Origin of the sequence: Pseudomonas pseudonitroreducens, from assembly GCF_021603645.1 — a bacterium.
In the GTDB taxonomy this organism is placed as follows: domain Bacteria; phylum Pseudomonadota; class Gammaproteobacteria; order Pseudomonadales; family Pseudomonadaceae; genus Pseudomonas; species Pseudomonas pseudonitroreducens.
This window is the reverse complement of the sequence record NZ_BQHJ01000003.1, coordinates 450,576-473,424: the sequence shown is the minus strand read 5'-3', so window position 1 is coordinate 473,424 and position 22,849 is coordinate 450,576. Positions and strand designations below refer to the sequence as shown.

Sequence of the window (22,849 nt, the reverse complement as noted above, 5' to 3'; positions counted from 1 at the left end):
ACTCCACCTTACGATCCGCCCCCTAACAGCAGCCTGAGCGGCACATGACGATTCAGTAATGCGACAGTCAGGATCAGCGCTCGCTGCGGCAGTTGCCATTGACGGTGTAGCGGATGGTCTTCAGCTCTCCCGCGCTGTTCTCGTAGGACATCAACTTAGGAACATTGCCGCACAAGTTAGCACTCGCCGTTGGGGTGACATGAATGACCTTCGCCACGTCCATCTTCATGCCGAAGTGATAATCCTCCACTGAAGGAACAGCCTTGCCCTCCGCTTCGGCATGTTGACGCACGGCCTGATCGTTGAGGATCTCCATGCGTTGCACATAGTCCTCCGGCACCGCCTGGGCGTATGCAAAGAATGCCTGACTCAGCAGAAAGATGGCGGTAATGCCGGCTGCTTTCGTGAAGCTCGATTTATTCATTGCGCTGTCTCCTTTCGAGTTTTCAACACGATACGGGACAGGTGCTGACCAGTGCATGGCGAGCGACTTACATTACTGAAACGTCCTATCTGGCAAGCCGGCAATGGCAAAAAGCCGCGTCCCGTTTCGGGATGCGGCCTTGATGTCTTTGATTTCGGTACAGTCGAACTTGGCTTAGTTCTTCGCGGTTTCGATCTGTGCCGGTGCTTGTTGAGCAGCTTTCATGGCTTGCTGGCGGGCCTGCTCCATGCGTGCAAAGGTGATATCACCGCCGCCGTCAGCAAGGGCGAAGGAAGAGGTACCGAGCAGGGTGACGAGGAGCAGAACACTTTTGACTTTCATGGAAGGCCTCATGGCTGTTGTCCGTGGATGACAACACCTTAAGGCTCCATGCCTAACGGCATCCTGAGCGAAAGATGACGATTCGGTAATGCGCGGAGCTCCCCCGTTCACGGTAACGGGTGATCTCGCGAAACTCGTCCAGCACGCCCGGCCTCACCCCTTGCGGATCATCCAGCGCATGCTCCACGCAATGATCGATGTGATCCTGGATCAGGGTTCGCTTGGCCTGGCAGACTGCCTTCTCCACGGCGTGCAGTTGCTGGGCGATGTCCACGCAGGCGCGCTGTTCATCGATCATCGAGATTATGCTGCGCTAGTGCCCCTCCGCACGCTTGAGTCGTTTGCGCACGGCCTCATGGGAAGTGTGCGGCCCGTGATCCTGCATGTGGATTCCTCGTGCGGCGTAAAAAGTGGCTCTACCACAGCTCGATGCCGAATCGACGCATCAGAAATGAGAAGAGGACGAACAACAGCAAGGTGACGAAGATGCTGGCGACAAGCGTCGGCCAGAACCCCAGGCGCGGCAGGAACACCGGAAACAGCAGGAATATCGGCAGCGTCGGCACCACATACCAGAAGGTGTACCAGGCATGGTTGGCGATCTTGTCCTGCCCCTGATTCTCCACCTGCAGCCAGATCAGCGTTAGCACGGTGACCAGCGGCAATGCCGCCACCAGTCCACCCAGTCGGTCATTGCGCTTGGCCAGCTCCGAGACGAGCACGACGATGCCGGCGGTAGTGGCGTACTTGGTCAGAATCCAGAGCATCGGGAACCCTCCGGGGCATGCCCCCCTGAAGCTCAGGGTATCCCCTAGTGGGGATACTACAAGTGACGCCCTCAGCGATTCAGCGATTTAGCGACTCAGCGATCCGATGATCCGACACTCCTCGATTACCCCGCCGTGGCAGCAGGCGAGCAGCCGCTGCAATTCCTTCTCCAGCTTCTGCAGGTCGCGAATGCGCGAACGCACCTGCACCAACTGCTCCGCTACCTTGGCGTCCACCGAGGCACAGGAGGCCTGACGGTGGTCGGAAAAGCTCAGTAGCTCGCGGATGTCATCCAGGCTAAAGCCCAATGAGCGGCTGCGCCGGATGAATTGAAGGCGATCCTGCTCCTGCGCGCTGTAGAGCCGGTAACCGGACGGTGTGCGAACCGGCGGCGCGAGCAGACCCTGCTGCTCGTAATAGCGAATGGTCACCGACTTGGTATCCGTGGCCCGTGCGAGCTGGCCGATGGTGAATTGGGCATCGTTCATGGCGCTTGACCTTATAGTGACTATAAGGCCCATCCTACCCGCTGAATCGACCGAGCGGGAGTCCACCATGGACAGCTGTTGCGAAAACAAAGCCGGGGAACTGGCACAACTGCGCGCCAAACAGGCCCGCGTGCTGTACATCGTGCTGGCGGTCAACGCCCTGATGTTCCTGGTGGAATTCGCCGCGGGCTGGATCGCCGGCTCGACAGCCCTGCTGGGGGACTCCCTGGACATGTTCGGCGATGCTTCGGTCTATGCGCTGACCTTGTTCGTCCTGCATCGCAGCGTGCGCGCACGGGCAGGAGCCGCGCTGTTCAAGGGCGGCTTCATGTTGCTGTTCGGCCTGGTGGTGGTGGCCGATGCTGTTCGTAAACTCCTGATACAAGAAGTTCCAGCAGCGGACTGGATGGGCGCCGTAGGATTGCTCGCCCTGCTGGCCAACGGCTGGTGCTTCTACCTCCTCTTTGCTCACCGCTCCGACGACCTGAACATGCGCTCCACCTGGCTCTGTTCGCGTAACGACCTGCTTGCCAACTCCAGCGTGATCGTAGCGGCCGGGCTCGTGGCAGTGACCGGCAGCCTGTGGCCGGACATCATCGTCGGTCTGGCCATCGCCGCGTTGTTCCTGCACTCGGCCTGGCAGGTGATCCGCGAAGCTTTGGCAGAGTGGCGAGCCAACCCCGCACCACGGGCTGAAGCTGTCGTTGCTGCTAGCAGCGTTGCCAGCGCGGGGGCCTGTGGCGGAACCAATACAACTACCGACACCTGCTGCGCGCCACCCGTGTCCCCGAGCAAGGGCTGCAGTGAAGAGCAGAGCATCGTCGATACGGCGGCGGCCATAAAAGCCACTGTCTGTTGCGAACCGGCTCCGGCGACAGCACTCCGCTCGTGCTGCGCCGAGCAAACGTCCTCCTGCTGCGAGCCGGTAAAAGCGACGCAGAGCCCACTACTCGGCATCAGTGAGCCAGCCAAGAAAACTGCAGCAGAAGCCTCTTGCTGCGGATCACCTAACAACAACTAAGGGATGAGGACCGAAAGGATGCGCTACGCTCCCGTGCTGTGCCTGCCACTACTACTGACCTCGATGTTTGCCCAGGCCGCCATCGAAGTCCGCGATGCTCGAATCAGGATTCTACCGGGCGACCTGCCGGCAGCGGGTTATTTCACCCTGATCAACGATGGCCCGACACCCACCACTCTCGAAGGCGCTGAAAGTCCCGCCTTCGCCAGCGTGATGATGCACCAGAGCGTGCAACGCGACGGCACCGCCAGCATGCAACACGTCATGCAGGTAGAAATCCCGGCCAACGGAAAACTCAGCTTCGCTCCCGGCGGCTATCACTTGATGCTCATGCAGCGCCAGGTGCCATTAGCTGTGGGCGACAAAGTACAAATGACCTTGAAGTTCAGCGACGAACAGCGAGTTCCTGCGACCTTCACCACCGTCCTCCCCGGCAGCGATTGAGGGTGCCACCATGACTCAAACTCTCAGCTTGCGCGCCTGGTATCTGCTGCTTTTTGCCTGGCTGGTGGCACTGGTTTCGACACTCGCAGCCCTGTTCATCGGCGAAGTGCTTGGCCAACAACCCTGTGTGCTGTGCTGGTACCAGCGCATCTTCATGTTCCCGCTGGCGATCCTGCTGGCGATCGCCTGCTTCGGATCGGACTTCCAGGTCTGGCGCTACGCGCTACCACTGTCGGTGATCGGTGGCCTGTTTGCACTTGGCCATAGCCTGCTCTATGCCGGCATCATCCCACAGCCAATACAGCCCTGCAGCGCCACCGGCCCTTCCTGCACTGACGCCAACATGACCTTGTTCGGCATGATTCCGCTGCCCTTCCTGGCGCTCCTCGCCTTCATCCTGATTTCCGCCACCCTGCTCATCGTTCGCCGGAGAACCACCCCATGAATCGCCGCGCCCTTGTCGTGACTATCTGCGTGCTGCTACTCGGCGTCTTCGCTGCGGCGGCATACGTCTTCAAGCCTCAGAAAACATCGGAATCGGCCCTGGAGACAACTTCAGCAACGCCGCCCGCCTCGGTGAAGAACAACCTGGTTCGCTTCCATTCGCCCTCCTTCGGCCTGGCCAGCGCACCCGTCACCATCGTCGAGTTCTTCGACCCGTCCTGCGAGGCCTGCCGCTCCTTCTACCCCTACGTGAAGAACATCCTCGCGGAGGACACCCAGAACGTGCGCCTGGTCCTGCGCTACGTGCTGTTCCACAAGGGGTCCGAGGAAGTGGTGCGGATGCTCGAAGCTTCGCGCAAGCAGAACCTGTTCCCGCAGGTACTGGAGGTGGTCCTCAAGGCGCAGCCGCAATGGCATGACGACGCCACCGCCGCCGCTGCCTGGGACGCTGCTGCCGCCGTGGGGCTGGATGTCGAGAAAGCTCGAAAGGACATGTACGCCCCGGCCGTCGATGCGGTACTCGCCGCCGACAAGCAGGACGTCCAGGCCGTTGGCATCAAGTCCACACCCACCTTCTTCGTCAACGGCAAGCAACTGATGCAGTACAGTCCGGACGTGCTGCGCCAGATGGTTCGCGAAGAAGTCGCCAAGAGCCGGAACTGAGCATCATGGCGTGGCTCGACCATCGCATCCCGCCCGTTGTGCTGATGCTGGGCTGCGCCTTGACGATGGGACTCACAGCTAGATTGCTGCCTACCCTGGAGATGCCGTTGATTTGGCGGCTCCCGCTGTCTCTGGCCATCACAGTTACGGGCACTGCTATCTGCCTCATGGGCGTTCACTCGTTCCGGAGGGCAAGGACAACGGTGAATCCGCTGAGCCCTGACTCGGCCAGCGATCTAGTCACCCAAGGGATTTACCGACTGACGCGAAACCCGATGTACCTAGGATTCACCCTGATACTGGTGGGCTGGGCAGTCCTACTCGCTTCGCTCTTCGCCTTTGTCGCTGTCGCTGTCTTCATTCTCTGGATCGATCGCTGGCAGATTCGTCCAGAGGAGCGAGCGCTTCGAGGCCTATTTGGCGCTAGCTTTACTGATTACTGTTCACACACCAGACGCTGGCTGTAGATTGGACTACTGGTTCTGAGCCCTCTGACAGTCCCAAGTCCGCAGAGGCTTGTAGGCTAACCTAACCATTGGAAGCTACCTGCTCCAAATATCGGCCCGCAGATCAAAATAAACTAAGAGCTGATCAACTTCTGAGATAAGCCAAAACTCTCGATCTTCGACCAAATTCCTGCAAGATGGCTACGCAGCACCTCTCGCCCCTTCTTAGTTGACAGCGCTGAGAGGCTGCGCTAATAAATCATGGAACTTAACAACCAAGCGATAAAGGACGTCGACCATGAGCATAAAACCTGGACCGAAAAGGACAAATGAAGATGGTACTCCGGACAAGCGACAGCGAGTCACGCCCGAAAAGCAGAAAGACCATCCTGACTTGAAACCCCACAAGCACAAAAAGGGGGAGTAATAAAAAGCAGCCCTATGGGGCTGCTTTTTACTTTCAATCAAATGAAAACCCTTGCTACTGAGCACAAAAGAAACACCACCGCATTATAGCAATTTCCCTCCAACTCCATGTACGCTTTTAAATCGAGCACAAAAGCTGAAAAACCATCAATGACAGCACTATCTATAACGCCAGCCAAACGCCAAACGCCGGATCCAAATATACGCCCAACAACTATAGCTGGGCGTACGGGATTAGCAATCAATACTTAAGGAATCCATTTAGCATAATAGTATCACCCTCCGAAGCATTACGCGAATATATATCGTTCTGATACGCAGCGACAAAGCCCCAGTCACGGGTGCCATATCCAATTTGCGGACCAATTTTAGTGCTTCGGCTGCGGTTACCTACATCGTGGCCACGAGATTGGTCATCGTTAAGCTGAGTAGAGATATACCCGCCAATACCTGCCAACCAGCTCTGAGTCACACGATAGTTCAGGCCGTAGTCTGCCACCAACTGAACACCTGACTGATAGTCAGTATCATTATTTTCCCAACTGTAGTTCAAACTTATTTTCGAGCTCAATTCGACTCGATCCACTGGGAACCAAGTGAAGGCATAACCCATGTACAACGCACGGCTATTGTTACCCGCGTTGATTAGGGCGTTCTTGTCGTACTTACCCCAGGGTTCGATCAGTTCAATATCGATGTTCTGCAGGTAGGTCGCAGACATCCAACTGACCAGGAAACCAAACATCGGATCACCGATACCGCTGACGGAATCCCGCTCGTACGGGCCAAGAGCCGGAATATTGATGTGACCCTTCACATAAGGCAGCGCTGCCTGCAGGGATACATCTCCACCCAGGAACTTAGGACCGTCCAGTGTGTGAACAACTCGAATGGCGTGGGCGTGAACACGCCCTTTGGCTTTCGGAAACACCTTATCGCCGTCATTATTTCGAATCGAGTCGATATCTATGAGCTTGTTGTAAGTGTAGAAGTGAGTTTCACCAGGAGCACCTACAGCACCACTCATTACAGTCACGGTACCTGCAGGGTAGCTGGAAGTACCACCCTCCAACGCATAAGCATGCGAAGCCAACAAGGAACCGACGAAACAGGCAACTACTCGCAAAGCACCGGTACTTTTCATGGAGAGACTCCGTATTGTTTTTGTTTTAAATAGAAGTGAGCCACCCGGAAATAGAGTCCCTACCCAGCCATTCATTGGAGTAAGGCAAAAGCTCGGAAACTACTCTAGGCGTTTATTAAAAAAACATTACCATCCCTATCTACTTCTATAGACAAAGCGGTTAGTTTTTCCCCCAGGCATGGGCCATGAATACAAACACCTGTATCAATCTCAAACAGAGCACCGTGCCCGTGGCAGACGATGTACTTCGATTGTCCATCGAGGTATTGCCCCTTTCTCATAGGCAATGTTGACCCGGGCCAATGTGGGCAAGAGTTCCGATACCCATATATTTTCCCGGCCTTATTTACCAAGAAAATATCATCTTTTCCAAAAGGCGAATATCGGAACCCCATTGAAGTTCCAGGCTGAACATCATCGATATGGCAGATTCGCCCCATAACGGCTCGGCCTAGTTAACTTCTACTGAGGGCGTTCACCACCCGGTGCCCACTGTTCGCGCCAGTGGAACAGAAATACTTGGGAATTATCCATGATGCCTGGGGCGATACGAGGTTCCCAGTTGTCATCATGCTGGTCCATATCAGCGTCATACTCGATATGGCAACCCATCGGGGTATTGAAGTACCAGAACCAGTTTGAGCCGAAGCGGTGGCGGCCAGGTCCCCAGAAGGTTTCGTAACCTTTGTTGACCAGAGCGGTACCAGCGCTGAGAACTTCGGTCGGTCCGCCCATGTGGAAGGTGAAATGCTCACATCCTTGCAGCTGCGGCGGAGTCTGGATGAAGAACAGAGTGTGGTGTTCGAAGGTACCTGCTGGGCGCAAGAAGGGGCCCATGCCGACAAACTTGTCAGTCAGTTTGAAGCCGAGACGATTGGTGTAAAACGCCTCAGCTTTCTCGATATCGGGCACGAAAAACACTACATGAGAGAGCGAGCGCGGGCGCGCGTCGATGGGGGTGGCGACATCGGACGGTACACCGGTGACGTTTGCGGGACGACGGGCATCGCCAGGTGCGTTCACAACCTCGGCAGGCAGATCGAGGGGCTTGCGCACAGTGACCTGAAAGCCTAGCGCGAAGCCGAGATCGTCGACAAGTTCCAGGGAGCCATCGGTCAGGATTTTGACCTCACGCTCACCTTCGAACTCTTGCTTGATTTGCTGCAGGACCGAGGCGTCCTTAACGCCGTAGACAGTCTTGCGCAGCATGTTGGCAGTCGGGAGTTCCCAGGCCGGCAGAGAAGGATCGTCGCGATGTTTCAGTTCAACGCCGGTACCATCAAGGGCTTCGAAACGGCCGTTGCCAACAGGCTTGAGACCGTAGTCGGTCAGAAACTGCTCGCAGAGAGCAACGTCATCCACACCAAAGACAAGCGTATCCGGGCCAATAATGTTCATTCGATCACCTTTTTATTATTCATCGTGCCGTCGGTTCGACCAGCAGGCCTGACGAAGCCAACCAGCGACTCATACATGAAAGGCCTGCGCTCTTGCGACCACCGGCCACCATATTCTGCCAACGCTTACTGCTTCTCGGCGCACCCAGTCGAGACCACCGGCCGACGGGCGCGTCAAGCTGCACTTTTGATCATCACTCATGGTACAAACCGACCATCCAAGGCTTCTAGGCAGTGATCTCCTTCACAGGCTGAGTAAACCTGATTTGGTCCTTGGGGTCGAAAATCAATCTATACGGCACGTACCGTTTTGTAAAGCCATTTGCTAGACTAAACAACGTGAGGCCTGTATCTATCGGGCCGTCGCCTCTAACCCCAAGGTTCACGGCACTGCGGTAGTAAAATCGGACCGCTGACAATATACTGACCGATTCGTCTCGTAAGCATCGCCAATGCGGGCTGCGCGAGCGTTTTAGCTAAATCGAAAGGACGGATGCATGCAGGTTAAAAAGACCGCATCGAACGAAAAAACATCGGTCGGCCGCCCCCGCAGCGAGGCAACTCGCCGCCAAATCCTCAGCGCGACCATCGCCCTTCTCCAGGAAAAATCCATTCAGGCCATATCCATTGAGGCAATTGCACGCGAAGCTGGAGTGAGCAAGGCGACGATCTATCGGTGGTGGGACTCCAAGGCGCTTGTGGTTATCGACGCCTTCATGGAAAACCACCTGATTAAGACAACCATCCCGCGTGACCTTGGACCACGCGAAGCACTGGCCTATCACTTCAAGTCGCTAGTCGAGCAGTACTCAGGCTGGCCAGGCCGTTTGGTCGCTCAGATCATTGCTGAAGGGCAATCGGATCCATCGATCTTGCGGGCGTTCCGCGAACGGTTCCACTACGGTCGTCGAGCAGTCGTGCGCGAAGTGCTCGAAGACTGGAAGGCGAGTGAAGAAATTCCCGCAGATACCAACATCGAGATCCTCATGGATGTGATCTACGGTGCGGTCTACATGCGCCTCTTGCTGGGCCATGCACCGCTCGATGAAGCTTTTGCCGAGTCTCACATCGCCTACGTGTACCACCTGCTGGGCATCAACTGAACAGAAAAAAAGCCGGCCTTAAGGCCGGCAAAGAGATAGACAAACCTCGGACTTAGAACGCGGTGTTGTCTTTACCTTTCAGGGCCAGGATTTCACGCGCCTCCGCCGGAGTTGCAATTTCGATCCCTAGGCCTTCAAGGATTTCCCGGATTTTGCGCACCTGCGCTGCATTCGACACTGCGAGCTCGCCACGGCCTATGTAGAGGCTGTCCTCCAGGCCAACGCGCACGTTGCCGCCCAGGATTGCGCTGATGGTCGACAGCGGAATCTGATCCTTCCCCGCTCCCAGCACAGACCAGTGATACTGATCGCCGAACAGGCGATCTGCAGTACGCTTCTGGTGCAGGACATCCTCGATGTGGGAGCCAATGGCCCCGCGCAAACCAAAGATGGTTTGAATGAACAGCGGCGGCTTTACCAAGCCTTGATCAAGGAAGTACTTCAGGGTGTAGAGATGGCTGACGTCGTAGCACTCGAACTCGAAGCGAGTCCCTGCACCACCGATCGTTTTCAGGATCCACTCAATATCGGCATAGGTGTTCTTGAACACCAGGTCCTTGGTCGCTTCAAGGTGCTGGACCTCCCAGTCGTACTTCCACTCTCGGTCCTTCTTCGCCATTTCGGACAGGTTGAGGTTGATCGACCCCATGTTCAGCGAACACATCTCAGGCTGCAGGTCGATGCCGGCAGCGGCACGCTCATTGATCGGCATGCCCGGGCCACCACCACCGGTGGAGATGTTCACGATCGCATCAGTTTCACGCTTGATGCGGCCGACAAACTCGCGGAACACCTCAGGGCTACCAGTAGGACGACCATCTTCAGGGTTTCGCGCGTGAAGGTGGACAATTGCAGCACCGGCCTTGACCGCCTCAATCGCCTGTTCGGCAATCTCATCGGGGGTCACTGGGAGGTAAGGCGACATTGAGGGGGTATGTGCGCCACCGGTGATAGCAGCGGTAATGATCGCTTTTTTCACAGCTCCTCTCCTTCGTTGAGAGCCAGGAGGACGAAGAGCATCCGGCAGTTCTTGCCCGACCGGTTCGACCAGCTATGGTTAGTGGCTCGCTGGATCAGAACATCGCCTGCCCTCATCAGCGACTCACCTTGATCGAGCATTGCGTAGATCTCGCCCTCGAGGACTACGGCGTAGTCCAGGGACTCGGTTTTGTGGAACCAGAAGTGTCGCGGCTGCGCTTTATCACGCACGCCTTCCTTGTCGAGAAACTCAAGGAGCTTCTCTTTGTCGTACGACTCGTCCGGCGGGAAGTCCACGATCCGCAGTAGCGAACCGCCTTCGGAATGGAAGCCGAATTTGTGCCCAGCCGGCGCAGGCTCTCCACCAGCCGCACGGCCTTCACCAGTAGCCCAAAGGACTTGAGCGACAGGCTTTCCAGGCTCAGCAATTACATTCAGCGCGTGGCCATCGCTGACGATGATCGACTCACCTTTTTCGTTGTGACCGGTGACAATTCGTCGTGCTGCGGCGTAACCCAGATTTTCCGGCTTGCTCATTTTCTCTCCACAGAAACGGGACGTTTCGTATGATAATTTGTTAAATTTTTTTTGCGCCCGGATTTACATCCATAACAAAGAACGTTGCCGAGGCATTAGCTATTAATGCGTTTCTCTCAAGGTCATGAACCGCACTTCTAGCGAATGCAACTTGGCGACCGACACGATCAACGCTACCGGTAACTTTCAAGAGCTTCGGAGTTGCAGCAGACTGCATGTTCACGGTGATGCTAGTGGTGGCGCAGGTCTTTCCAAACGGCAGCTTACTCAGAACCGCATATGCCATGGCATAATCGAGCATGGTCATCAGAGTCCCGCCGGAAACAACTCCATTACCCTGAACCGCTTTAGGCGAAACGAGAAAACTGAACTCCAACTCACCTGGAGATCCATTCACTAGTCGAGCACCGAGTTCCTTCAATCCCTCTGTCGTTTCAAGTGCAAAATCAAAATCCTGCTCAGAAATAATTTTCTCGAGGAGTGCGCGATCGGGATTATCATTGAGAACCTGCATAACCCGCCTCAACTCTTCTCGGCAACACACTTCTGACGCTGATATCCCAGCCCGGAAATCTCACCCCACATTACATCACCATCAGTGAGATAGCGGTTATAGTGGGTACCATTACCGGCAGGCGAGCCAGTGCAGATAATGTCGCCCGGCAATAGTTTTGCGTACTTAGAGATGTAGGCAATCTGCTTTTCAATATTGAAAAGCATATCTGCGGTGGTCTCGTCCTGCATAGTTGCTCCGGATACAGTGAGCTTCATCAGCAGATCGTATGGGTTATCGATGAAACACTTGGGCACAACGTAGGGGCCCAGTGGCAGGAAGCCGGGCTGCCCTTTCGAGCGGAACCAGTCAGTACCGAGCATTTTGTAATCGGTTCGGGGAATCAGGTCGCGGGCAGAGATATCGTTTACGATCGTATACCCGGCCACATAATCCATTGCATCTGCTTCGCGAATATTGTATCCCTCTTTCCCAATTACCACCGCCAATTCCAGCTCCCAGTCAGGCTTTGCAGTAGTGGGAGGCAGAATTAGATCATCATAAGGTCCAGAAATAGCGGAAACCGGCTTGGTGAATACATACGGCTCGCCATTCGCGACCCGATTATCCATCATCTCCTCTGCCCATTTCTTAAGTTCTTCTTTGCTGAGCCCTTCAGGTCCGATATTGGAGTCAACAGTCATATCGACAACGTGCTTTCTGTAATTAGCGCCGGTGCAGAAAACTTGTCGAGGAAGATCTACAGCCGGATGGAATTTCAGATGGCTCTCATCACACCACTCGGTAGTATCGACCTTTTCCACAAGTGCTTTGAGTGTCTGGAAGGAACTGGACCACGATTCAAGAAGAGCGAGTACACTTTTCCCGCCAAGCTGTGGCAAGCCGTACTCTTCTGCCAGGCTAGAAATCGGAGCAACCTTCCGATCCACAACCAGGCCTGCGAATTTCTCAGAATTTTCACTTCGAGCAGAGAACGTACCCAATGCGAACTTTTTCATGCCAACTCCAAACTTAATTTATCAACCCTGGTATACAACTTGATCGTACGTAGCATCCGAGCCGATAAGCCCAAGCAGCTGCCGATGTTCAATTAGCAGATTTACGCCACGCTCATTGGGAGTGAGCGAGGTCGGGACAGACTGGACCATCGCACTAACTGCCCCATCAGGAAATCCTTCGTTTGAAAGACTATTCCGGAGTTTTTCCAGATTCGCGGGAAGCAGAGCAAGAGCCTCGGAGAGGGCCTTCAACCATAGCTTTATGCCTGGATTCGAGGACAACGATGACTTTCTGACGACCAGCCCCTGGCCAGGGAACTCGGGGTAAGACGCTTGCACCTCGGCGACCTTATGCATCCCCTCCTTGATAGCGAGAGCGTCAAACGGCGGGCCAAGGAGAGTGGCATCGCCCTCCCCCTTTACCAGTGCCAGGTAGCGCTCTTTAACACCACCCACCGGGGTAAGTGTGTAGTCAGGTAGATTCAAGCCTGCTTGATTCAGCATTGCTCTTAGCGCAATGACAAATCCATTCTCAGGAGCATCAACCAGGATTTTTGCGCCGCCGAGATCGCTGACACTTTTGATGCGCGGGGAGGCAACGATGGACAGTGGCGTCGTGGTCTCTACTTGAGCCACTATGACGAAGTCCTTGGGACCTGGCCGATGATTCCAGTGGAAGACATTGTCCATCGAGGTAACGACGGCATCGATGCTACCGCCCGAGAGCGCAGCGAATTGCTCATCTGAAGACTGGGTGCGACTCGTCTCAAGCGACAAATCCGCGCACTCTTGCCAAGAGGCGGCAACCGCGATCGCGGGAGGTACGAACCACATTACTCGGAGTCTGTGATTGGTCATTTTTTGCTCTCATTTTGCCTTAGTCAAATATAATACTGTACGTATCGTATTGTCAAACGAGCAAAATCCAGCCTTCAGGCAGTTGAAAGGCCATAAGAATCAGCGAGTAATGGCAAAACTGCATACCAACAGAAACGGCAGATGCAGCGCATCTGGCGAATATTCGTCGGAACGCCAAAAAGGGAGGTGGCCGTAAGCCCCTCCCTCCTTCCAACTGCCTGCCAGCTCCCCGGCTTAGCCGCTAGCGATCAGACCGCACAGCACGGACTTAAAGCCCTCGAGCTGCTCAGGAGTATATCGGGCGAAGATTTGTGCTTGCTGCTGTTCAGCAATACTCCACAGGGTTTCAGCCTGGTCCTGACCCGCCGCAGTCAACGAGCAGTCGTCTTCACTTCTCTGCACCAAGCCTTTGCGCTCCAGGTTGGCTCGAGCCTCCTCAATCTCCCGCAAAGGCATCGCCACGAGCTGCTGAAGCGCAACAGTACTCAGGCTGGCATCCTTCTCCATGACCATCAGCATGCGCGCCTCGCTAGTACGCAGGCCGCTTGCTAGCTGGCGGGGCTGATACTCAGCCTGATAGCAGCGCACAGCTTGTGTCATGAGGTAGTAGAGGTTGTGATTCAGGCGCCCCTGGAAAGCGGTTCGAGGTAAACCAGCTTGCGCTTCACGCAGCCTGGGATGAGGCAGAACGCTGGAGTAGACACCTTGGTGGTAAAGCAGCGGAGCCCTCCCCAAGTCATCAAACGCCACAACCCGGCCAATCAAAATCCAGTGGTCACCTCCATCCACGCGCTGATGCAGCTCACACTGAAAACGCGCGGCACAGTCAGGTAGTAATGGAGCACCGCCTGCCCCCTCTTCGCAGTCGACCCCGGCAAATTTATCGGGACTTGGGCGCGCAAACTGATTGGAAAGATCGATCTGGTCCGCAGCCAGAACATTCACTGCGTAGTGGCTGGCTCGATTGAACACGTCCAGGCTGCTGGCACGCTTATCGATACTCCAAAGCACCAGAGGCGGATCGAGAGACACAGAGTTGAAGCTGTTGGCGGTCACGCCAACGCGCTCGGCGCCGGCAGCTGCAGTCATTACGGAAACACCGGTGGCGAAGTTGCCCAAGGCACGGCGGAAAGCACGCGGGTCCAAGCCCACTTCATTGTTCTGATTCATGGCAGAGTCCTACTTGCCAGCGATGCCGGCGAGCTATCACGTTTGGAGAAAAATACTGATCGTCAGGCGAGGCTCGGATCAGGCTCCAACCCCATCAGCTCTCGGCCAAGGATCTGCGCACAAACGTCATAGTCTGTGTATGCATGTGCACCGGTCATATGCGAGTCACGGAACAGTCGCTGCATCTCATTGCTCTCAAACCAAGAGGTGCCCCCGGCGGCCTCAAACAGACGGTCGACCGCCTGGATACACATCTTCACTGCGTAGGCTTGGTTGGTGCGCCAGAAGGCCAGTGTTTCCCGGCTCGGGTACTGATGCCGCTCGCCATGATCTGCATGGTCCTGCCAGACTTTCTCCAGGAACGCCCTGGCCGCAGAGACCTGGTGAGTCGACTCAGCGAGGCGCATCAGTGCAGGGGTTGCAGCCCCCACGTTGGCGCCGGTATAGGCACGCACGCGGTTGCGAGTTTTTTCCTTGAATGCCTCCAACATTCGTTCAGCGATACCCAAGCTAATGGCAGAGAATCCGCTGGCGAAATAGGGGCGGTAAGGCGTATAGAAAATCTTGCTGTAAGGGTAGAGACCGAAGCCTGCGGACTTCCCTTCCATCATGTCTTTCGCTGCCTGGATGCGATGGTTCGGGACAAAGGCGTCCTTCACAATAAGAGTCTTGGTTCCACTTCCCTTCATACCAGCGGCATACCAATCGTCTCGAACCTCGTAGTCGCTACGAGGCAGAGCAGCAAAACAGTAGAGCTCTTCACCTGCAGCATTGCGGCGCCGGAACCCCATGATCGCCCACTCAGCGTGATCGCTACCGCTACTCCACCCCATTTCACCGCTGAACAGAACACCACCTTCGACTTCCTGGGTCCTGCCGAAGGGGGCGATGCTGCTGCTTGCCGTTGCGTCGGCGTTCTCACCCCATACTTCGTCCTGGAGCTGCTTGGAATACATCGCCAACTGGTGGCTGTGCGTGCACAAAAGGCTGAACGCCCACGCCGTGCTCGCACATGCCCCCGCCAAAGCGACCACACACTCCGCGAACTCAGGGAGAGAGATCTCCATGCCGCCATAGCAGCGTGGCTGGAAAGCTCGATGCATCCCAATCCCCTTGAGAAGAGCGATGTTTTCAGCCGGGACCATGCGTTCCTTTTCTGCACGCTCGGCGTTGGCCGCGATGGCAGGCAGAATCGATTTCAGATCTTCAAGCAGAGGGTTTGGTGTTTTCATTTCGGCGGCCCTTGATTGTTATTGGTGGCTTGCCTCGAGGCCGGCGTTGTCACGCAAGACAGCCGACCTATGCAGGCAAAGTTCTCGCAAATGGCGAGGAGGTAGGGCGATTATGGGATCGTGTCGCCACCAACTTGAATGCAACTTCCGGGCACTCGATTGTACTTTTCACGTCCTTTTCAAGGCTGACTAACCAGCACGAATGCGCTGCAGGCCCTATTTTCTGCCTATTTAGTTAACATCTAAACATTGCGCAGGGACTTTTCCGCTATCATCGCGCTTTCTCTGTCCATGCGAGTGGCCCATGCCTGCGTCCTTTGCCTGGCCAATGAGCTTGAGAGCTCTTCGGCATCGCAATTTCCGCCTGTATTTCGCTGGCCATGCGGTATCTACCCTGGGGACCTGGATCCAACAAGTTGCCCTGGCGTGGTTGATTTACCGCCTGACCGACTCTGCTGCGCTCCTAGGGATAACCAGCTGCCTTGCCCTACTGCCTCAGCTATTCATCGGCCCCCTCGCCGGCGCTTGGATTGATCGCCACGACAAGCGTCGACTACTGCTGATCACTCAAAGCCTCATGGCAGCGCAAGCCGCGGTGCTGGCCATACTGACGGCCAGCGCAATGATCACACCAGCCATGATCGTTGCCATGTCTGCACTTCTGGGTGTGCTAAACGCATTCGATACACCGCTGCGCCAGTCGCTACTCAGCAATTTCGTTAGTGATCGGGCTGATCTGCCCAATGCGTTGGCACTGAACGCTACCTTGTTCACTTGCTCGCGCTTCGTTGGCCCGCCACTGGCCGGATTGCTGCTTGGATTCACCAGTGAAAGTGTCTGCTTCTCGCTCAATGCGCTGTCGTATCTGGCCCTTGTAGCGAACCTGCTGCGCGCCCGAACGGAACCGACTACACGCGCATCCGGCAGCATGGGTGCAGTGTTTCGCGAAGGGCTTGAGTACGCCTTCTACACCCCCAACGTTCGCCGGCTGATCTTGGGTGTGCTGCTCGTCAACCTCACCGCATCTAGCTACGCCGCAGTGCTGCCGGTATTCGCACGAGATGTTCTTTCCGGAGATGCGCAAACGCTTGGCTGGCTATGGGGCGCAGCTGGACTCGGCTCACTAGTGTCGAGCCTGTATCTCGCAAACCATCAGGACTCGAACCGACTTCCACGCGCCTTGCTGATCTCTGCCCTGATCAGCGTCTTGGGCCTGCTGCTGCTTGCCTTCAGCCATGGCCTCTACATCTCCTTGGCGGCGATGGTTCTGCTGGGCGCGGGAGTTACGGTCAACAATGTCGGAACCAACATCATCCTGCAGAGTGACGCTCCCGATGGCCTCCGCGGCCGCGTTGTCTCCATCTACACCGCGACAAGATTTGGCTTTGATGCAATCGGAGGCCTTCTTGCCGGACTCCTTGCTTCGCAATATGGAGGCCCCAGGGCGATGGCCATCGCAGGTATCACCCTGCTTTGTTACTGCATCTGGAGCGCAAGCAGAACTGTCTCTGAGGGGATTGAGCAACAGCGTGAGTCACGCAGCTGACTCAACGGATAGAGATGCTCTGCGTGCGAGCTGCAAGACCAGGAAACAGCCGACACCAGCTACTCCCATGACGACGCACATCGCCCACGGCGTACCATCGGAAAGCCGACCAACCAAGGCACTACAGGCAGCCCCCATAGCGAACTGCCCTGCAACAGCCAGCCCCGCCGCCGCCCCCGCCTGATTTGGAAACAACGCCAACAAACTGGCCACGCAGTTGGCTCCTACCAGCCCAGTGACACTAACGAAAAGCAGAACCCCAAACACGAGCACAGGCAGTCCGACCAGGCCACTCATGCCAACGACTAAGAGCAACAGCGCGGCAAACAGGGCAAGCCCCGTGCCGAACGACAGCATCCTCGATGGCCCCAACCGTCCCACAAAGCACGCGTTGAAGCTGGTGATCAAAATCACGCCGGCGATATTGAGAGCGAACAGCCAAGCGTAGGCCTGAGGAGAGACTCCAAAGTGCTTGATGTAGAGGAACGGAGATGCCGTGATGAAAGCGAACATCCCCCCAAAAGTCAGCCCCATGCACAGCAGATATCCCAACGCCGCAGGCTGGACAGCTATCCGGGCGTAAGCACGAAACGCCTGACCGAGTGACTTACCTCGACGGTCTGCCGGGAGACTCTCTGGCACCTGGAATAGCACGGTGAGCAGACACAAGACAGCGAAGACAAACAGCATTGCGAATACTGCCCGCCAGCCTGCGAAATCCGCGAGGAGGCTTCCCAGCAGCGGCGCCACGAGTGTGGCCACCATAGTAACCATGTGCATAAGCGACAAAACTCGTGCGGACTGCTTCAAAGGGAAAAGATCTCGCACTATCGCTCGCCCAAGGACGGACGCTGCAGCAGCACCCAGCGCTTGGAAAAAGCGCCATGTGATCAGCAAAGTCGTGGTGTGCGCGAGCATGCAGCCAAGGGTAGCCAGCAGATATAGGGTAATTCCTCCGATCAGCAACCGACGCCGGCCGTAACGATCAGACAAGGGCCCAAGAAACAGCATGCCCACGCAAAGGCCCGCAAGGAACAGGCTGATGGTCAACTGCACCTCATCCGCTCTCGAAGCCAAGTCAGAAGCAATCAACGGAAGGCTAGGCAGATATGTATCGATGGAGAGAGGGGCAAAAGCGACCAACGCGGCCAGGGCAACGATGAGTCGCTGTGGACGATCAACAGACGGCATGAGAGCTCCAAGACGAGGCGGCATGCAAAGTTAACAAGTTAACCAAATGCACTCGAGCTAGGGCTAGCTGTTCTAGAGAAAATTACGAAAGACCAGGCCGGTGACGCATCAGAACTGGCTCAAAAAGCAGAGAAAGAGCACTCAGCTACCGCCATGCCTCCTCCTTGTCGCCTGCCTTGCTAAGTCGGTACTCACCCGGGGCCATGCCGGCGTTACGGGCAAAAAATCGACTGAAGTAAGCAGGGTCCTTGAAGCCCAGCTGGTAGCAAATTTCGTTGACGGAGCCGCCGCCAAAAAGCAGCAAGCGTCTGGCCTCCTGCATCAGCCGTTCGTGCACCAAACGTTTCGATGGCAGACCCGCCACCCTCCGACAGATATCGTTGAGCCGAGTCTCGGTGACGCCAATGCATTCAGCGTACGCACTTAGAGGCCAATGCTCTGGGTAGTGTTGCTCGATGAGCTGATTGAAACGCTGGAAGAAGCTCAGGTCATCTCGTCGCATGGGCTGAGCCTTGAGCGAGCGAGATGACAACCTCAGGAGGCTGACGAAAATCAGGCGAACCAGGTCGACCAGTACAACATCTCGCCCAGGCCGCTCGCTACTGAACTCCTCACGCAGAAACTCGAAGAGTTTATCGAGGCGCTCCACCTCTCCTGTGAGGGCATCATCCAGCTGGTCAAACGCCACGCACACCGGTTTGATCTGCGGCCCTGCAGCAAGCCCCTGCTCCACCGCGAGGAGCGGCCAAAGCAGCTGCTGGCGAACAGTCAGCACGTGTCCGTCAGCATCATCCTCAGTGACAAAGGCGTGAGGGATGGTTGGGGGCGTCAGGAAGAACAACGGCCCTCGGCGGTGGTAGAGCCGATCATCCAGGTAAACACGCACAGAACCGCTCTTCACGTAGTGCACCTGAAAGAAACGGTCATGGCGATGCACCGGCATGTTGCGGCCAAAGAATGCAGCCAGCTTGCCCAGTTCCTCGTAGTGCACCTCGGCCTCCGCATAGCGGAGATCGTAGACCTGGCCAATGTCGATATTAGGAATCGGTGTGCGCGCCATGGAGAAGACTCACCGCTACCAAGTTAGGGCTTGATCTGCTTCAGCTCGTCGAGCAGCCCCAGGAGCTGCTGAAGCTTGTCATCGCCGAACTGCTCGAGGATGCGCTGGTAATTGCGTTCCATGTCATCGCTCATGTCCACGAAGCACTGCTGCCCCTTCTCGCTGAGGCATACCAGCACACGCCGCTGATCGTACTCAGACTTCCAACGGCGAATCAGGCCATCGCGCTCCATACGAGCCAGGACCCCGGTCATGCTCGGCTTCAGGATGCACGCCTGTTGAGCCAGCTGAAAGATCTCGATCTCTCCCTGCTGACGCAGGATCCGCATGATGCGCCATTGCTGCTCAGTCAAATCGTGCTGGTTCAGCGATGGTCGGAAGAACGCCATGGCGGCCTCACGCGCCTGCAGAAGGGTGAGGGTCAAAGACGGGCGAGGATTGTTCATGAAGGGGACGATCTCAGTGAAATTGGAAAGATTTTAACCAGCTTTACCCTCTTCCGGGCAAATGCAACCCCTGCAGCTATCCACGCTCTGTAAACCAAGCACCGTGCTGCGTTACGGCCAAACATCCCCGCTCTTCCAAGCGCTGGTCAGCACCTGGGGGGGTTGACCATAGTTAACATATTAACTATACATGAACATGTTAACTATTTCTGACCGCCATTGGGGCGGAAGGAACCAGGAGAGAACGCTATGCCTCGCGCTGCCAGCGAAGTAGCAACCGGCACCCTGTTCGGCGTCGCGCTGAACTACCAAGGCCTGTTGCAGAGCCGGCTGGAGGAATTCCAGCAGCCGCCCTACCAGAAGCCGCCGGTGAAGCCGGTGTTGTTCATCAAGACCCCGAACACCCGAAACGCCGACGGCGCGGCGGTGGTCTACCCCGCCGGCGTCGAACGCCTGCAGCCCGGCCCGGCACTGGGCGTGGTGCTGGCCCGCGACGCCAGCCGGGTGAGCGAAGCAGATGCCCTGGAATACGTGGCCGGTTACGTGATCGTTAACGAATTCAGCCTGCCGGAAGTCAGCTATTACCGCCCGGTAGTGAGCGGAAAATGCCGCGATGGCTTCTGCCCGCTTAGCAGCGAAGTGATCGAGCGCGACCGGATCGCTGACCCTCACGCTCTCCCGATCCGCCTGTTGGTCAACGGCGAGGTCCTCCAGGAAAACAGTACTGCGAACTTTGTGCGCAGCCTTCCTCAGTTGATCGCTGAAATCAGCGAATTCATGACGCTGCATGCAGGGGATGTACTGATCACCGGCACCCCCGAAGGGCGCGTCGATGTCCAACCAGGTGATGAAGTCGTGGTAGAGATTGAGGGTCTCGGCCGTCTGCGCAACACCATCGTGGCGGAGGGAGCCTGAGATGAAACATGCACGTATTCGCTACCAGGGCGAAGTCCACACTGTGACCGTTGAGGGCGACAACGCTGTTCGTCTGCGCAATGGCCAACTCCTCGGTGAGCGCGAAGTGGAATGGCTGCCTCCGGCAGAAGGGACGATGTTTGCACTCGGCCTGAACTATGCCGATCACGCCGCGGAACTGGCCTTCAAGGCACCAACTGAACCGCTGGCGTTCGTCAAATCGAAGGGCACCTACACCGGGCACTACCAAACCACTTGGCGTCCGGACAATGTCGCCTATATGCACTACGAGTGCGAGCTGGTAGCAGTGATCGGCAAGCTTGCACGGAACGTAAAACGAGAGGACGCCCTCTCGTATCTCGCCGGCTACACCGTCTGCAATGACTACGCAATCCGTGACTACCTCGAAAACTACTACCGCCCCAATTTGCGGGTGAAGAATCGGGACGCCACCACACCTGTTGGTCCCTGGATCGTCGATGCCGCCGATGTGCCGGATCCGTCGAACCTGAAGCTGCGTACCTGGATCAACGGTGAGCTGAAACAGGAAGGCTCCACGTCCGACATGATCTTCGACATCCCCTACCTGATTGAATACTTCTCCAGCTTCATGACTCTGCAGCCCGGCGACATGATCGCCACCGGCACTCCGGAAGGTCTGGCCGATGTGGTGCCAGGGGATGAGGTGGTAGTGGAAGTAGAAGGCGTTGGTCGCCTGGTCAACCGAATCGTCAGCGAAGCCGAGTTCTTCGCGAACCGTGCCCGCGTGTAATTGGAGTCAGCAGAATGATCAAGCACTGGATCAACGGCCGCGAGGTCGAAAGCAAAGAAGTCTTCGAAACCATCAACCCGGCAACCACTGACGTTATTGCGGAAGTAGCCAGCGGCGGCGCGGAAGAAATTGCACTCGCTGTGGCCGCAGCCAGAGAGGCCTTCCCGAAGTGGGCGAACACGCCGGCGAAGCAACGCGCGAAGCTCATGCGCAAACTGGGCGAGCTGATCGATCAGAACGTGCCGAACCTGGCTGAGCTGGAAACCCTGGACACCGGCCTCCCGATCCACCAAACCCGCAACGTTCTGATCCCCCGCGCCTCGCACAACTTCGAGTTCTTCGCCGAAGTCTGCACCCGCATGGATGGTCACAGCTATCCGGTGGACGATCAGATGCTCAACTACACCCTGTACCAGCCGGTGGGTGTGTGTGGCCTGGTGTCGCCGTGGAACGTTCCGTTCATGACCGCCACCTGGAAAACCGCTCCTTGCCTGGCACTGGGCAACACTGCGGTCTTGAAGATGAGCGAGCTGTCGCCGCTGACAGCCAATGAACTTGGGCGCCTGGCCCTCGAAGCTGGTATCCCGCCAGGCGTGCTCAACGTCGTACAAGGGTATGGCGCCACTGCTGGTGACGCCCTGGTGCGCCACCCAGACGTACGCGCAATCTCCTTCACCGGCGGCACCGCCACCGGCCGTAAGATCATGCAGACTGCAGGCCTGAAGAAGTACTCCATGGAACTGGGCGGCAAGTCTCCGGTACTGATCTTCGACGACGCCGATCTTGATCGGGCGCTCGACGCCGCACTGTTCACCATCTTCTCGCTGAACGGCGAGCGCTGCACCGCCGGCAGCCGGATCTTCATCCAGGAATCGGTCTATGACCGCTTCGTTGAGGAGTTCGCCGCTCGCGCCAAGCGCCTGATCGTCGGCGACCCGCAAGATCCGAAGACTCAAGTCGGCTCGATGATCACCCAGCAACACTACGATAAGGTCACTGGTTACATCCGCATTGGTATCGAGGAAGGTGCTCGCCTTGTGGCTGGAGGCCTCGATCGCCCTGCCAACCTCCCAGCACACCTCGCACGTGGCCAGTTCGTCCAACCGACAGTATTTGCTGACGTGGACAACCGCATGCGCATTGCCCAAGAGGAGATTTTCGGCCCAGTGGTCTGCCTGCTGAAGTTCAAAGACGAAGCCGAAGCGCTGCGCCTAGCAAACGACACTGAATACGGCCTGGCGTCCTACATCTGGACCCAGGACATCGGCAAAGCACACCGCCTGGCTGCCGGCATTGAGGCTGGCATGGTCTTCATCAACAGCCAGAACGTTCGCGATCTGCGTCAGCCGTTCGGTGGCGTGAAAGGCTCCGGCACTGGCCGCGAAGGCGGCCAGTACAGCTTCGAAGTCTTCGCCGAAATCAAGAACGTCTGCATCTCCATGGGTAGTCACCATATCCCGCGCTGGGGGCTATGAGCCGTGCAACAATGGAGGCGTCCATCCAGTTCGCTTCCATCGCTGGC

27 protein-coding genes and 1 pseudogene are annotated in these 22,849 nt (G+C 56.7%); 10 read left to right on the top strand and 18 right to left on the bottom strand.

Going from position 1 to position 22,849, the window contains the following annotated elements:
- Nucleotides 1-73: 73 nt before the first annotated feature.
- The 5 genes and pseudogenes from L6D89_RS10105 to L6D89_RS10085 form a co-directional block, all read right to left on the bottom strand.
- The gene (locus tag L6D89_RS10105) at nt 74-424 is read right to left on the bottom strand and encodes a DUF2790 domain-containing protein (RefSeq protein ID WP_236199562.1); all 351 of its coding nucleotides are present in this window, start codon (nt 422-424) and stop codon (nt 74-76) included.
- Nucleotides 425-598: 174 nt separating this feature from the next.
- A complete protein-coding gene (locus L6D89_RS10100; RefSeq protein ID WP_236199561.1) occupies nt 599-766 on the bottom strand; it encodes a co-regulatory protein PtrA N-terminal domain-containing protein in 168 nt (55 codons plus the stop codon).
- Between the two features lie 52 nt (nt 767-818).
- Nucleotides 819-1,151, bottom strand: a pseudogene (locus tag L6D89_RS10095) (metal-sensing transcriptional repressor).
- A gap of 31 nt (nt 1,152-1,182) precedes the next feature.
- Nucleotides 1,183-1,533 (bottom strand): DUF3147 family protein, encoded by a 351-nt coding sequence (locus tag L6D89_RS10090; RefSeq protein ID WP_236199560.1) that lies wholly within the window; start codon nt 1,531-1,533, stop codon nt 1,183-1,185.
- An 87-nt stretch (nt 1,534-1,620) separates the two neighbouring features.
- Nucleotides 1,621-2,022 carry a MerR family transcriptional regulator gene (locus L6D89_RS10085; RefSeq protein ID WP_236199559.1) on the bottom strand — a complete coding sequence of 134 codons (402 nt, stop codon included), beginning with the start codon at nt 2,020-2,022 and terminating at the stop codon, nt 1,621-1,623.
- 67 nt (nt 2,023-2,089) lie between these two features.
- On the opposite strand from L6D89_RS10085, the gene L6D89_RS10080 reads away from it, so the two are divergent.
- The 5 genes from L6D89_RS10080 to L6D89_RS10060 are packed head-to-tail and all read left to right on the top strand — an operon-like array spanning nt 2,090 to nt 5,061.
- Entirely contained in the window at nt 2,090-3,043 is a 954-nt protein-coding gene (locus L6D89_RS10080) for a cation diffusion facilitator family transporter (RefSeq protein WP_236199558.1), read from the top strand.
- An 18-nt stretch (nt 3,044-3,061) separates the two neighbouring features.
- The gene (locus L6D89_RS10075; RefSeq protein ID WP_236199557.1) at nt 3,062-3,487 is read left to right on the top strand and encodes a copper chaperone PCu(A)C; all 426 of its coding nucleotides are present in this window, start codon (nt 3,062-3,064) and stop codon (nt 3,485-3,487) included.
- 10 nt (nt 3,488-3,497) lie between these two features.
- Nucleotides 3,498-3,932, top strand: a complete 435-nt coding sequence (locus L6D89_RS10070) for a disulfide bond formation protein B (RefSeq protein ID WP_236199556.1) — start codon at nt 3,498-3,500, stop codon at nt 3,930-3,932.
- Nucleotides 3,929-4,594: a DsbA family protein gene (locus L6D89_RS10065; protein WP_236199555.1), complete on the top strand. Its 666-nt coding sequence runs from the start codon at nt 3,929-3,931 to the stop codon at nt 4,592-4,594. The genes L6D89_RS10070 and L6D89_RS10065 overlap by 4 nt, the downstream gene beginning before the upstream one ends.
- 5 nt (nt 4,595-4,599) lie before the next feature.
- Nucleotides 4,600-5,061 (top strand): methyltransferase family protein, encoded by a 462-nt coding sequence (locus L6D89_RS10060; protein ID WP_236199554.1) that lies wholly within the window; start codon nt 4,600-4,602, stop codon nt 5,059-5,061.
- Nucleotides 5,062-5,707: 646 nt separating this feature from the next.
- Here the strand turns inward: L6D89_RS10060 and L6D89_RS10055 are convergent.
- From L6D89_RS10055 to L6D89_RS10050, 3 genes are all read right to left on the bottom strand, one after another.
- Nucleotides 5,708-6,610 carry a SphA family protein gene (locus L6D89_RS10055; RefSeq protein WP_236199553.1) on the bottom strand — a complete coding sequence of 301 codons (903 nt, stop codon included), beginning with the start codon at nt 6,608-6,610 and terminating at the stop codon, nt 5,708-5,710.
- 104 nt (nt 6,611-6,714) lie between these two features.
- Nucleotides 6,715-7,050, bottom strand: coding sequence for a Rieske (2Fe-2S) protein (locus L6D89_RS32755; protein WP_373874940.1), 336 nt, complete (start codon nt 7,048-7,050; stop codon nt 6,715-6,717).
- A gap of 22 nt (nt 7,051-7,072) precedes the next feature.
- Entirely contained in the window at nt 7,073-8,008 is a 936-nt protein-coding gene (locus tag L6D89_RS10050; RefSeq protein WP_236199552.1) for a VOC family protein, read from the bottom strand.
- A 496-nt stretch (nt 8,009-8,504) separates the two neighbouring features.
- On the opposite strand from L6D89_RS10050, the gene L6D89_RS10045 reads away from it, so the two are divergent.
- Nucleotides 8,505-9,110 carry a TetR/AcrR family transcriptional regulator gene (locus L6D89_RS10045; protein WP_236199551.1) on the top strand — a complete coding sequence of 202 codons (606 nt, stop codon included), beginning with the start codon at nt 8,505-8,507 and terminating at the stop codon, nt 9,108-9,110.
- A gap of 52 nt (nt 9,111-9,162) precedes the next feature.
- Here L6D89_RS10045 and kce read toward each other — a convergent pair whose 3' ends face one another.
- The 7 genes from kce to L6D89_RS10010 all read right to left on the bottom strand — a co-directional run bounded on the left by kce (nt 9,163) and on the right by L6D89_RS10010 (nt 15,397).
- Nucleotides 9,163-10,089 carry a 3,5-dioxohexanoate:acetyl-CoA acetone transferase gene (kce, locus tag L6D89_RS10040; RefSeq protein WP_276574787.1) on the bottom strand — a complete coding sequence of 309 codons (927 nt, stop codon included), beginning with the start codon at nt 10,087-10,089 and terminating at the stop codon, nt 9,163-9,165.
- Nucleotides 10,086-10,625, bottom strand: a complete 540-nt coding sequence (locus L6D89_RS10035) for a cupin domain-containing protein (RefSeq protein WP_236199550.1) — start codon at nt 10,623-10,625, stop codon at nt 10,086-10,088. Before L6D89_RS10035 ends, kce begins: the two co-directional genes overlap by 4 nt.
- A 40-nt stretch (nt 10,626-10,665) precedes the next feature.
- Nucleotides 10,666-11,139, bottom strand: a complete 474-nt coding sequence (locus L6D89_RS10030) for a PaaI family thioesterase (protein ID WP_236199549.1) — start codon at nt 11,137-11,139, stop codon at nt 10,666-10,668.
- Between the two features lie 8 nt (nt 11,140-11,147).
- On the bottom strand, nt 11,148-12,137 hold the full coding sequence (locus L6D89_RS10025; protein ID WP_236199548.1) for a fumarylacetoacetate hydrolase family protein: 990 nt from the start codon (nt 12,135-12,137) through the stop codon (nt 11,148-11,150).
- Nucleotides 12,138-12,158: 21 nt separating this feature from the next.
- Entirely contained in the window at nt 12,159-12,995 is an 837-nt protein-coding gene (locus L6D89_RS10020) for an ABC transporter substrate-binding protein (protein ID WP_236199547.1), read from the bottom strand.
- 234 nt (nt 12,996-13,229) lie between these two features.
- On the bottom strand, nt 13,230-14,165 hold the full coding sequence (locus L6D89_RS10015) for a p-hydroxyphenylacetate 3-hydroxylase reductase component (RefSeq protein WP_236199546.1): 936 nt from the start codon (nt 14,163-14,165) through the stop codon (nt 13,230-13,232).
- A gap of 62 nt (nt 14,166-14,227) precedes the next feature.
- Nucleotides 14,228-15,397, bottom strand: a complete 1,170-nt coding sequence (locus L6D89_RS10010) for a p-hydroxyphenylacetate 3-hydroxylase oxygenase component (RefSeq protein ID WP_236199545.1) — start codon at nt 15,395-15,397, stop codon at nt 14,228-14,230.
- A 304-nt stretch (nt 15,398-15,701) separates the two neighbouring features.
- On the opposite strand from L6D89_RS10010, the gene L6D89_RS10005 reads away from it, so the two are divergent.
- The gene (locus L6D89_RS10005) at nt 15,702-16,943 is read left to right on the top strand and encodes an MFS transporter (RefSeq protein WP_236199544.1); all 1,242 of its coding nucleotides are present in this window, start codon (nt 15,702-15,704) and stop codon (nt 16,941-16,943) included.
- On the opposite strand, the gene L6D89_RS10000 is transcribed toward L6D89_RS10005, so the two are convergent.
- From L6D89_RS10000 to hpaR, 3 genes are all read right to left on the bottom strand, one after another.
- Nucleotides 16,932-18,134: a Bcr/CflA family multidrug efflux MFS transporter gene (locus L6D89_RS10000; protein ID WP_236199543.1), complete on the bottom strand. Its 1,203-nt coding sequence runs from the start codon at nt 18,132-18,134 to the stop codon at nt 16,932-16,934. The two genes, L6D89_RS10005 and L6D89_RS10000, sit on opposite strands and share 12 nt — an antisense overlap.
- A 145-nt stretch (nt 18,135-18,279) precedes the next feature.
- A complete protein-coding gene (gene hpaA, locus L6D89_RS09995) occupies nt 18,280-19,194 on the bottom strand; it encodes a 4-hydroxyphenylacetate catabolism regulatory protein HpaA (RefSeq protein WP_236199542.1) in 915 nt (304 codons plus the stop codon).
- Between the two features lie 23 nt (nt 19,195-19,217).
- Nucleotides 19,218-19,640 (bottom strand): homoprotocatechuate degradation operon regulator HpaR, encoded by a 423-nt coding sequence (gene hpaR / locus L6D89_RS09990; protein ID WP_236199541.1) that lies wholly within the window; start codon nt 19,638-19,640, stop codon nt 19,218-19,220.
- A 249-nt stretch (nt 19,641-19,889) separates the two neighbouring features.
- On the opposite strand from hpaR, the gene L6D89_RS09985 reads away from it, so the two are divergent.
- Genes L6D89_RS09985 through hpaE form a run of 3 tightly spaced genes read left to right on the top strand, consistent with a single transcriptional unit; the run spans nt 19,890 to nt 22,802 of the window.
- Entirely contained in the window at nt 19,890-20,555 is a 666-nt protein-coding gene (locus L6D89_RS09985) for a fumarylacetoacetate hydrolase family protein (RefSeq protein WP_236199540.1), read from the top strand.
- Nucleotide 20,556: 1 nt separating this feature from the next.
- Entirely contained in the window at nt 20,557-21,327 is a 771-nt protein-coding gene (locus tag L6D89_RS09980) for a fumarylacetoacetate hydrolase family protein (protein WP_236199539.1), read from the top strand.
- A gap of 14 nt (nt 21,328-21,341) precedes the next feature.
- The gene (gene hpaE / locus L6D89_RS09975; RefSeq protein WP_236199538.1) at nt 21,342-22,802 is read left to right on the top strand and encodes a 5-carboxymethyl-2-hydroxymuconate semialdehyde dehydrogenase; all 1,461 of its coding nucleotides are present in this window, start codon (nt 21,342-21,344) and stop codon (nt 22,800-22,802) included.
- Nucleotides 22,803-22,849: the final 47 nt, after the last annotated feature.

What these genes read in the sequence shown, in the direction of transcription:
- L6D89_RS10105 (WP_236199562.1), bottom strand. Translation starts at nt 424, where the DNA reads ATGAATAAATCGAGCTTCACGAAAGCAGCCGGCATTACCGCCATCTTT.
- L6D89_RS10100 (WP_236199561.1), bottom strand. Translation starts at nt 766, where the DNA reads ATGAAAGTCAAAAGTGTTCTGCTCCTCGTCACCCTGCTCGGTACCTCT.
- L6D89_RS10090 (WP_236199560.1), bottom strand. Translation starts at nt 1,533, where the DNA reads ATGCTCTGGATTCTGACCAAGTACGCCACTACCGCCGGCATCGTCGTG.
- L6D89_RS10085 (WP_236199559.1), bottom strand. Translation starts at nt 2,022, where the DNA reads ATGAACGATGCCCAATTCACCATCGGCCAGCTCGCACGGGCCACGGAT.
- L6D89_RS10080 (WP_236199558.1), top strand. Translation starts at nt 2,090, where the DNA reads ATGGACAGCTGTTGCGAAAACAAAGCCGGGGAACTGGCACAACTGCGC.
- L6D89_RS10075 (WP_236199557.1), top strand. Translation starts at nt 3,062, where the DNA reads ATGCGCTACGCTCCCGTGCTGTGCCTGCCACTACTACTGACCTCGATG.
- L6D89_RS10070 (WP_236199556.1), top strand. Translation starts at nt 3,498, where the DNA reads ATGACTCAAACTCTCAGCTTGCGCGCCTGGTATCTGCTGCTTTTTGCC.
- L6D89_RS10065 (WP_236199555.1), top strand. Translation starts at nt 3,929, where the DNA reads ATGAATCGCCGCGCCCTTGTCGTGACTATCTGCGTGCTGCTACTCGGC.
- L6D89_RS10060 (WP_236199554.1), top strand. Translation starts at nt 4,600, where the DNA reads ATGGCGTGGCTCGACCATCGCATCCCGCCCGTTGTGCTGATGCTGGGC.
- L6D89_RS10055 (WP_236199553.1), bottom strand. Translation starts at nt 6,610, where the DNA reads ATGAAAAGTACCGGTGCTTTGCGAGTAGTTGCCTGTTTCGTCGGTTCC.
- L6D89_RS32755 (WP_373874940.1), bottom strand. Translation starts at nt 7,050, where the DNA reads ATGGGGCGAATCTGCCATATCGATGATGTTCAGCCTGGAACTTCAATG.
- L6D89_RS10050 (WP_236199552.1), bottom strand. Translation starts at nt 8,008, where the DNA reads ATGAACATTATTGGCCCGGATACGCTTGTCTTTGGTGTGGATGACGTT.
- L6D89_RS10045 (WP_236199551.1), top strand. Translation starts at nt 8,505, where the DNA reads ATGCAGGTTAAAAAGACCGCATCGAACGAAAAAACATCGGTCGGCCGC.
- L6D89_RS10035 (WP_236199550.1), bottom strand. Translation starts at nt 10,625, where the DNA reads ATGAGCAAGCCGGAAAATCTGGGTTACGCCGCAGCACGACGAATTGTC.
- L6D89_RS10030 (WP_236199549.1), bottom strand. Translation starts at nt 11,139, where the DNA reads ATGCAGGTTCTCAATGATAATCCCGATCGCGCACTCCTCGAGAAAATT.
- L6D89_RS10025 (WP_236199548.1), bottom strand. Translation starts at nt 12,137, where the DNA reads ATGAAAAAGTTCGCATTGGGTACGTTCTCTGCTCGAAGTGAAAATTCT.
- L6D89_RS10020 (WP_236199547.1), bottom strand. Translation starts at nt 12,995, where the DNA reads ATGACCAATCACAGACTCCGAGTAATGTGGTTCGTACCTCCCGCGATC.
- L6D89_RS10015 (WP_236199546.1), bottom strand. Translation starts at nt 14,165, where the DNA reads ATGAATCAGAACAATGAAGTGGGCTTGGACCCGCGTGCTTTCCGCCGT.
- L6D89_RS10010 (WP_236199545.1), bottom strand. Translation starts at nt 15,397, where the DNA reads ATGAAAACACCAAACCCTCTGCTTGAAGATCTGAAATCGATTCTGCCT.
- L6D89_RS10005 (WP_236199544.1), top strand. Translation starts at nt 15,702, where the DNA reads ATGCCTGCGTCCTTTGCCTGGCCAATGAGCTTGAGAGCTCTTCGGCAT.
- L6D89_RS10000 (WP_236199543.1), bottom strand. Translation starts at nt 18,134, where the DNA reads ATGCCGTCTGTTGATCGTCCACAGCGACTCATCGTTGCCCTGGCCGCG.
- hpaA (WP_236199542.1), bottom strand. Translation starts at nt 19,194, where the DNA reads ATGGCGCGCACACCGATTCCTAATATCGACATTGGCCAGGTCTACGAT.
- hpaR (WP_236199541.1), bottom strand. Translation starts at nt 19,640, where the DNA reads ATGAACAATCCTCGCCCGTCTTTGACCCTCACCCTTCTGCAGGCGCGT.
- L6D89_RS09985 (WP_236199540.1), top strand. Translation starts at nt 19,890, where the DNA reads ATGCCTCGCGCTGCCAGCGAAGTAGCAACCGGCACCCTGTTCGGCGTC.
- L6D89_RS09980 (WP_236199539.1), top strand. Translation starts at nt 20,557, where the DNA reads ATGAAACATGCACGTATTCGCTACCAGGGCGAAGTCCACACTGTGACC.
- hpaE (WP_236199538.1), top strand. Translation starts at nt 21,342, where the DNA reads ATGATCAAGCACTGGATCAACGGCCGCGAGGTCGAAAGCAAAGAAGTC.